This window comes from Bradyrhizobium sp. P5_C12, from assembly GCF_054049735.1.
In genome coordinates this window covers 1-7,735 of sequence record NZ_JBFULU010000096.1, presented here as the reverse complement: position 1 = coordinate 7,735, position 7,735 = coordinate 1, and the positions used below count along the sequence as shown (strand labels likewise).

At 61.4% G+C, this 7,735-nt stretch carries 5 protein-coding genes and 1 pseudogene; 2 read left to right on the top strand and 4 right to left on the bottom strand.

What is annotated here, in order from left to right; translation table 11 throughout:
- Together ACXJMY_RS37365 and ACXJMY_RS37360 are read right to left on the bottom strand one after the other, a co-directional pair.
- A partial coding sequence (locus tag ACXJMY_RS37365; RefSeq protein ID WP_456624356.1) for an acetyl-CoA C-acetyltransferase occupies positions 1 to 1,231 on the bottom strand: 1,231 nt, incomplete at its 3' end.
- A 316-nt stretch (positions 1,232 to 1,547) separates the two neighbouring features.
- Positions 1,548 to 3,011, bottom strand: coding sequence for a GH1 family beta-glucosidase (locus ACXJMY_RS37360; RefSeq protein WP_456624355.1), 1,464 nt, complete (start codon positions 3,009 to 3,011; stop codon positions 1,548 to 1,550).
- Between the two features lie 359 nt (positions 3,012 to 3,370).
- Between ACXJMY_RS37360 and ACXJMY_RS37355 the strand changes: the two genes are divergently transcribed.
- Entirely contained in the window at positions 3,371 to 4,426 is a 1,056-nt protein-coding gene (locus ACXJMY_RS37355; protein ID WP_456624354.1) for a M48 family metalloprotease, read from the top strand.
- On the opposite strand, the pseudogene ACXJMY_RS37350 reads toward ACXJMY_RS37355, so the two are convergent.
- A pseudogene (locus tag ACXJMY_RS37350) lies at positions 4,423 to 4,550 on the bottom strand (IS5/IS1182 family transposase); the annotation flags it as partial. The gene ACXJMY_RS37355 and the pseudogene ACXJMY_RS37350 sit on opposite strands and share 4 nt — an antisense overlap.
- 596 nt (positions 4,551 to 5,146) lie before the next feature.
- Between ACXJMY_RS37350 and ACXJMY_RS37345 the strand changes: the two are divergent.
- Entirely contained in the window at positions 5,147 to 7,375 is a 2,229-nt protein-coding gene (locus ACXJMY_RS37345; RefSeq protein ID WP_456624353.1) for an MASE1 domain-containing protein, read from the top strand.
- Here the strand turns inward: ACXJMY_RS37345 and ACXJMY_RS37340 are convergent.
- The coding region (locus tag ACXJMY_RS37340) for a response regulator transcription factor (protein ID WP_456624352.1) at positions 7,370 to 7,735 on the bottom strand (366 nt) is incomplete at its 5' end. The two genes, ACXJMY_RS37345 and ACXJMY_RS37340, sit on opposite strands and share 6 nt — an antisense overlap.

The following is a 7,735-nucleotide window of genomic DNA, read 5'->3' as shown; positions in this document are numbered from 1 at the left end:
AGACGCGCTCGACGATGACCGCAGGCGCCATGCCGCCGGCGGCGCACATGGTGACGAGGCCGCGCTTGAGGCCGCGCCGTTCGAGCTCGTCGAGCACGGTGCCGATCAGGATCGAGCCGGTGGCGCCGATGGGATGGCCGAGCGCGATCGAGCCGCCATTGACGTTGACCTTGGCGCGATCGAGCTTGAGGTCGCGGATGTATTTTTCCGCAACCACCGCAAAGGCCTCGTTGATCTCGAACAGGTCGATGTCGTCGATGGAGAGCCCCGCCTTCGCCAGCACCTTGCGCGTGGCCGGCACCGGCGCGTTCAGCATCAGGGTCGGCGAGTCCCCCATGTTCGCCATCGCAACCACGCGGGCGCGCGGCTTCAGGCCATGCGCCTTGGCGTAAGCCGGCGAGGCCAGCAGGATCGCGGCGGCGCCGTCGACGACGCCCGACGAATTGCCGGCGTGGTGCACGAAGTCGATCTTGAGGTCGGGATATTGCTGGAGGATGAGGCCACGATAGGTCGTGCCCTTGTCGTCGAGCGCATAGTCGGCGATGGCGGGGAATGCGGGCTTCAGGCTGCTGAGCCCTTCCATCGTGGTCTGCGGCCGCGGATACTCTTCGTGGTCGAGCGCCAGGCTGCCGTCCTCGCGATGGACGGGCACGAGGCTCTTCTTGAAGTGGCCGTGCTCGATGGCGTACGCCGCGCGCTTCTGGCTTTCGAGACCGAGCGCGTCGACATCGTGCCGCGTGATGCCTTCCATGGTCGCGATCGCATCGGCGCAGACGCCTTGATGCGACTGCGGATGCCGCGCACGCAGGCGCAGATTGCCGCCGTCCATCATCATCGGACCGCCGCCGCGACGTCCCTCCATCGACATCATCTCGCAGCCGCCGGCGATGACGAGGTCCTCGGAGCCCGACATGATCGAGGCGGCCGCCATGTTGACGCTGGTGATGCCGGAGCCGCAGAAGCGGTCGAGCGTCACGGCGCTCGCGCGCACGTCGTAGCCGGCATCGAGCGCCGACATCCGCCCGAGATCGCCGCTCTGGGTTGCGACCTGCGCGCTGCAGCCCCAGACGATGTCGTCGACGTCGGCGGTGTTGATACCGGTGCGATCGGCGAGCGCGCGCAGCACAGTCGCGCCCAGTTGCTGCGGATGAATCCCGGACAACGCTCCCTTGCCGGCCTTGCCGACGCCCCGCGGCGTCCGGCAGGCATCGATGATGAGTGCATCGGTCATTGGCGTTGTCCTCTTTTTTGAATGGTTGGAGGCGTTTTGAATCAGGGGGAGAATGGAGTCAATGCGCGCTGGCGCGCCTCCTGTTTGCAAAAAACTCGAAAACAACCCCATGCACAGTAGAAAAGCGGAAGGCGGATGAGGCGCGGTCGCGCTCGCGAAGCAATTGATGCGTCAGGCAAAACAGCGGCAGTCGCGCAATTTCGCGGTGGTGCCGCGCATACGGCAACAGATGGACGCGCGGAGAGTCCCCCTCACCCGAATTTTCCGCTGCGCGTAAAATTCGGCCTCTCCCCGCAAGCGGGGAGAGGCGAAGGCATCACACCCCCGACGCGTTCTTTGCGATCACGTTGCGATAGAAGCTGGCGCTGAGTTTCGGCGTGCGGACCTGGGTGTCGAAATTGACGTGATAGAGCCCGAAGCGCTTGTTGAGCCCGAACACCCATTCGAAATTGTCCATCAGGCTCCAGAGGAAATAGCCGCGCACCGGCACGCCTTCGGCGGTGGCGCGCTGGAGCTGCGACAGATAGTTGCGCAGGTACATGATGCGGTCGGTGTCGTAGATCTTGCCGTCGGGCGTGACGTTGTCCTCGCCGGAAGTGCCGTTCTCGCTGATATAGATCGCATCCGTCTTCCAGATCTTTGCGGCCAGCTTCGGCACCCAGTAGAGCGTCTCGGGACCGACGCGAAGCCAGTCCGAGTTCATGTGCGGAAAGGATTTCGGGATCGGCAGCGGAATGAAGCCCGCGCCCTGGTCGGAGGCCACCACATAGTTCTGCGGTGCGTAGATGTTGAGACCGAGGAAGTCGACCGGCGAGGAGATGATCTTCAACTCCGCGTCGGTGTATTTCGGCGCGTCGCGGCCTGCGAATTTCAGGAAGGCATCGGTATACCGGCCCTCCATGATGACGTTGAGATAGCCCGCGTTCATCTCGCGCAGCGCGATCTCGGCGGCGCGGACGTTCTCGGGCGTGTCGATCGCGGGCGCGCAGGCATCGATGTTCTCGGCCGGTCCGATGCGGGTACCGGGGCGGCCATGGGCGCGCACCGCCTGCACGGCGAGCCCGTGCGCGAGCGCGCTGTTGTGCCTGATCTGGTTGACCTCGGCCTGCCGCAGCGTCACGCCCGGCGCGTCGATGCCGAGGCCATAGCCGAAAAGGACGAAGCGGCCGCTCTCGTTCAGCGTGAACACGTTCTTGACGCGATCGGTCAGGTGCTCGGCGACATAGGCGGCGTAGTCGCCGAAGATCTTGCAGGTCTCCGTCGAGCGCCAGCCGCCAAAGCGGTCCTGGAGCGATTGCGGCAGGTCCCAGTGATACAGCGTCAACCACGGCTCGATGCCGTTCTTCAGGAGTTCGTCGACCAGGCGATTGTAGAAGTCGAGCCCCTTCGGGTTCGGCTTGCCGTCGCCATCGGGAAACACGCGCGGCCAGGCCACCGAGAAGCGGTAGGCCTTGCAGCCGAGGTCGCGGATGAGCGCGATATCCTCCTTGTAGCGGTGATAGTGCTCGTTGGCGCGGTCGCCTGTGGTGCCGTCCTCGATCTTGCCGGGAATACGGACGAACTTGTCCCAGATCGAGGCCCCTCGCCCGTCCTCTTTGACAGCGCCCTCGACCTGATAGGACGAGGTCGCCGTGCCCCAGACAAAACCCGCCGGAAAGCCGCTTCCGCCACCCGGCGCCGCTGCGGCCTTGGCGTCCGCCATCCCAAGCGGACTGGCTATCCCGGCTGCGGACAATCCCGCGATTTTCGCGAACCGGCGACGCGAGACCTTGTCCGACATTTGATGCTGCTCCACTTCTCGTCGTTTCGGACCGGCACAATGACGAGTTCCGGCCGATTTGAGAAGTGGAGTCCCTGGCTGTCACGCCTGCAACGGACGCTCACATCTGTCGTTTCCGACGTGCAGCGCCGAATAAGGCATTATCGGACCAAACCATGGTTTAGCTTGAACAGAGCCCGATTCCTGAGGTCTCATCCGGACGGCTTACGCCGAAGCGGATCGGACGTTCCACGTGTGGATACCGGGACTTTTCTGTGTCCAAGGCATGAAACTCGCATGACAAGACACCGGGAGATCCGTAGCTTTTCGCGTTGAACGCGCACGAGGGGACAAGGGTGATTCACGCTGGCGTAAGCCCGATGGCGTTGCGTGGCGATCGGCGCGGCCAAGATGTCGTTGCCGACCTCACGCCGAGCGTTTCGTTCGCTCTGGTGCATCATGCGCCGCGAGAGATGCTGCGCGTTTTACGGTGCGGCCCTGCCGTCACCGCGGAAATCCACTGGCCGTCGGGACAGGCAGGCCTCTTCCTGCGATGCCGTATCGAGCTGAGCTTGAGAGACTATTCGAGAGACTCTTGGCGGTTCCGGCATCGGCGGCACGCCCATCAGGCTGCGAACCATCAATCATCTCAATTGGCGATCCTTGCCATGACATTGCTGCTCGCCGTCTGCGGCTGGAGCGTCGGCGGAGCCGAGGGCATGCAGCGGGCGCTGTCGGGAAGCACGCCGCGTCCCGACGAAACGGTCATCTCGCGCGAGAACGTGTATCGCTGGTTCGGCGCCCGCCTGCTGTCCCCAGCCGAGGTGCCGGACCTGTTCGCCATCCTGACAAAAGTTTGCAGCCGGGCCGGGCTGATGCGATTGCCGGATCTCTATTGTCTGCCGGCACCGCGCGACATGAATGCCTATGCACTCGGCGGACCGGAACGCAGTGCCATCGTGTTGACCGAAGGCCTGCTACGCGGCATGACGCGCGACGAAGTTGCCGGGATATTGGCCCATGAAGTCGCTCATATCCGCAACAATGACGCCTGGACGATGGGCTGGGCGACAACGTTGCGACGTGCGATCGATTGGACCTCGCTCGCCGGTCTCGCGCTGCTGCGAACCAGCCATCATCACGGTGGCATGACACCAAGCCGGCCATTGGCGATGCTGCTGAGCGCAGCACCAGCTCTCGGCCAGCTCCTCGGACTTGCTCTGTCGCGCGTTCGCGAACTGGATGCAGATGCAACTGCGCTCGAACTGACCGGCGACTCGCGAGCGCTGATCGCTGCACTCGACAAGCTGGAGCGCCATCATACCGGCTCTGCACCAAGCCGCACGTCCGCATTCGTGCATGATCCGATGCGCTTGCTTCGCAGCCATCCCGCCACCTCCGAGCGCGTCGGCACATTGCTCAACCTCGCCTACTAAGACGCGGACTCATTAAGGCGTAGCCAAAGCCTGATTGACGCGAGTTGAACGAAGGCAAGATAGTTGGCGGCGAGCCTATCGTAGCGCGTTGCCACGCGACGACATGTTTGATCCTGCTAAGGAACAGCCGCTCCCCCAGCCCCGGATCGGCGTTTACGGACAGGAGCGGATATCAGCCTGCCGACACTCCCCGGGTGAATCCGTCGAAAATGACCCATTTCAGACTTTGCGGGGAACTACCGGCTGCGCGTTCTGCTAACTCGAAATGGGTAGTTTCCTCAACGAACCCGATTTGCGATTATGCAGGGCAATTGCGGTGCCGCCGGGGTTGTGGGGCGGCCTTGATTCCTATCAGAGTCACCGACAGGCCGCTTAGCTCCGAAAAGTTGGTGCGACTTTAGATCCTCGAGCTGTAGTCCCAAGTTCGCAGGAGTTAGCAATGGCAGTCTATTCAGTTCTGTCAATGTCCTCAGTTGCTACCGTTCTCATGGCTGGCAATGTCCTAGGCCCAAAGCATTCGTCCGGAAGGCCCCGTCTCCGTTTTATTCACCGCCACGCCCATTCCAACCCCCAAGCCGATGCCGATCGGCATCGGTAGAGAGTTTGCCCTCGTGAACCAAACACACGCCATCTCTTCGTCCGTCAGCAGACTGCAGTGATCAATTCGATCTGAGCGCATCTTGCCGAGTTTTACATTGTCGCACCGGTCGGACGTTGGGGGTGTCGATCAACCGCTTGGTAAACAAAGTAGCGATCTTCGATCCTTGTCAGGGAGATCAAAAGGTCAGCCATGATGGACAATCCAACTGCCTGGTCCAGGCGTCGACGATGACCGATCCACGATCGCTAGCGCCGGAGATAAATTTTCGCCGAGGCACCAGGTATGCCGGCAGCCTGGTCGCGATTGGAGTGACCTATTTCGTCCTGGCAAAAGGCGGCCTCGCTCTCGCCTCTGTTCATCCCAGTGCAACGCCCATCTGGCCACCGACGGGTCTCGCGCTGGCGGCGGTGCTGTTGTGGGGGTATCGGACCTGGCCCGCAATCTTCATTGCCGCGGTGATCGCCAATGCGACCACCGCCGGCTCGGTTGTCACCGCAATTGCGATTGCGACCGGCAACACTCTTGAGGCCGTTGTTGGCGCTTATCTGGTCAATCGATGGTCGCGCGGACGTCATACGTTTTCGAGACCAAATTCTGTCGCGAAGTTTGCTCTGATCTGCATCGTGATCGCGACGCCGATCAGCGCCAGCATTGGACTGACCAGCCTGGCGACCGCCGGGTACACCGATCGGACCAATTTCGCGAACGCCTGGGTCACATGGTGGCTGGGAGATGTGACCGGCGCGCTGGTCATTGCCCCCGTTATCGTGCTTTGGGCATCAAGCCACGACCATGCTTTCAACCGCAATGATTTTTTGGAGACGGTCGGCGTCCTCGCAACAGCGGCGGCCGTTGGCCTCATTGCTTTCAGTCCCTTGATCGAGCAAACGCCGAGCAGAGATCCACTGGGTTTTCTCGCGATCCTGCCGATGTTGTGGGCGGCGCTGCGCCGCGGCCCACGTGACACCGCAACGGTTGCGCTGGTGCTTGCAGGCATCACGGTTTGGGGGACGCTCACGGGCGGCGGCCCCTTCACGACCGCGGACATCAACGTTTCATTCCTGCTGGTGTTGATGTTCCTGATCAGCATTACGGTTCCGAGCTTGTTACTGAGCGCCGACGTCGAGGTCCGCAAAAGGGGGGAGAAACGTCTGCGCCGCGCGCAAATCGAACTCGAACGGAAGGTCGCGGAGCGTACGCAGGAGCTCGAGCTCGCCAATGCAGCAAAATCGCGCTTCCTTGCCATGGCAAGCCACGATTTGCGGCAGCCACTGCATGCGCTGGGCTTGTTCGTTGCCCAGCTGCGCATGCCGCTCAGATCGGGGGAACGGACAAGGACGATCGAGCTGGTCGATGCAACGCGCAAGGAAATGGATGAAATGCTCAATTCGCTGCTGGATATGTCCAAGCTGGATGCTGGAATCCTCATACCCACAATTACCGAATTCCCGATCGCGCGCCTGTTGCAAAAAATAGAGACGACGTTTGATCAGGCAACGCGAGAAACGGGCTTGCGTCTACGCGTCAGGCGAAGCGACGCCTGGGTGCGGAGCGACGCCATGCTGCTCGAACGCATACTGCTCAATTTGGTATCCAACGCTGTGCGCTATACCTTGCGGGGTGGGATCATTGTCGGCTGTCGCCGGCGCGGTCAAATGTTGCGCATCGAAGTATGGGATAGTGGTCCCGGCATTCCCGAGGATCAGAAACAGAATATCTTTGGCGAGTTCATTCAACTGGCCGCCCGAGACCGGAACCGGTACGGCAGCATGGGGCTCGGCTTGGCTATTGTCGACAGGCTTCGCCTGCTTCTCAACCATCCAATCGACTTGGCTTCGACCGTGGGCCGAGGTTCGCGATTCGCGATCCTGGTTCCGATGGCCGATGAATGCGACACATCCGCCGAGCCCGTCGACTCTCCCCACCCCGCGGCCTTTGCAGTCGAAGGCAAGGTCGTTCTTGTTATTACCGATGCTCCAATTGCCCAGGAGGGAACGGGTGGATTGCTTGGCATATGGGGATACACCGCCCTTACCACCGGATCCGACGACGCGGCACTTACCCGACTTGCGGAACGCCAACAGCGCCCCGATCTCATCATCTCGGATTATCACCTTGCGAATGGAAAGACCGGGATCCGAGCCATTGAACAAATCAATGCGGCGTTCGGTTCGTCCATTCCAGCTATTCTCATCAGCGGCGATACGGCACCTGAACCAGCACGCGAGGTCAGGGATAGAGGATACATCTTGCTGCACAAGCCTGTCGATCCGATGCGGCTCCGCGCTGTCATGCACGAGCTCTTGATGGATCATGACGATGGGAGGGATACCCGGGCGGCTTCATGACTCGGATTTCGGCGGCGATTCCCAGCCCATTTTTCCTACTTTTATGACTGCCTCGGTGCGGCTCGTTACGCTGAGCGCCTTGAGAACGACCGTGATGTGATTTTTCACCGTCGGCACTGCCATGTTGAGCGTCTTGGCAATGATCTTGTTGCTTTTTCCCTTCATCAGAAGCGCAAGCACTTCGATCTGCCGATCGGTCAATCCGAGACCCCTGAGAAAGTCGGGCGTCGTTGGTTCATTCGTAAGCCGCGGTGTTTCCTCCAGAATTTCAGAGGGAATGTAAATACCGCCAGAGAACACCAACTCAATGGCGTTGAGCATGACCTCTCGTTCGGTCGTTTTGGGGATGAAACCCAGCGC

Bases quoted from the DNA above. Each gene is read 5' to 3' on its own strand.
- ACXJMY_RS37360 (WP_456624355.1), bottom strand. From the start codon at position 3,011: ATGTCGGACAAGGTCTCGCGTCGCCGGTTCGCGAAAATCGCGGGATTG.
- ACXJMY_RS37355 (WP_456624354.1), top strand. From the start codon at position 3,371: ATGGCGTTGCGTGGCGATCGGCGCGGCCAAGATGTCGTTGCCGACCTC.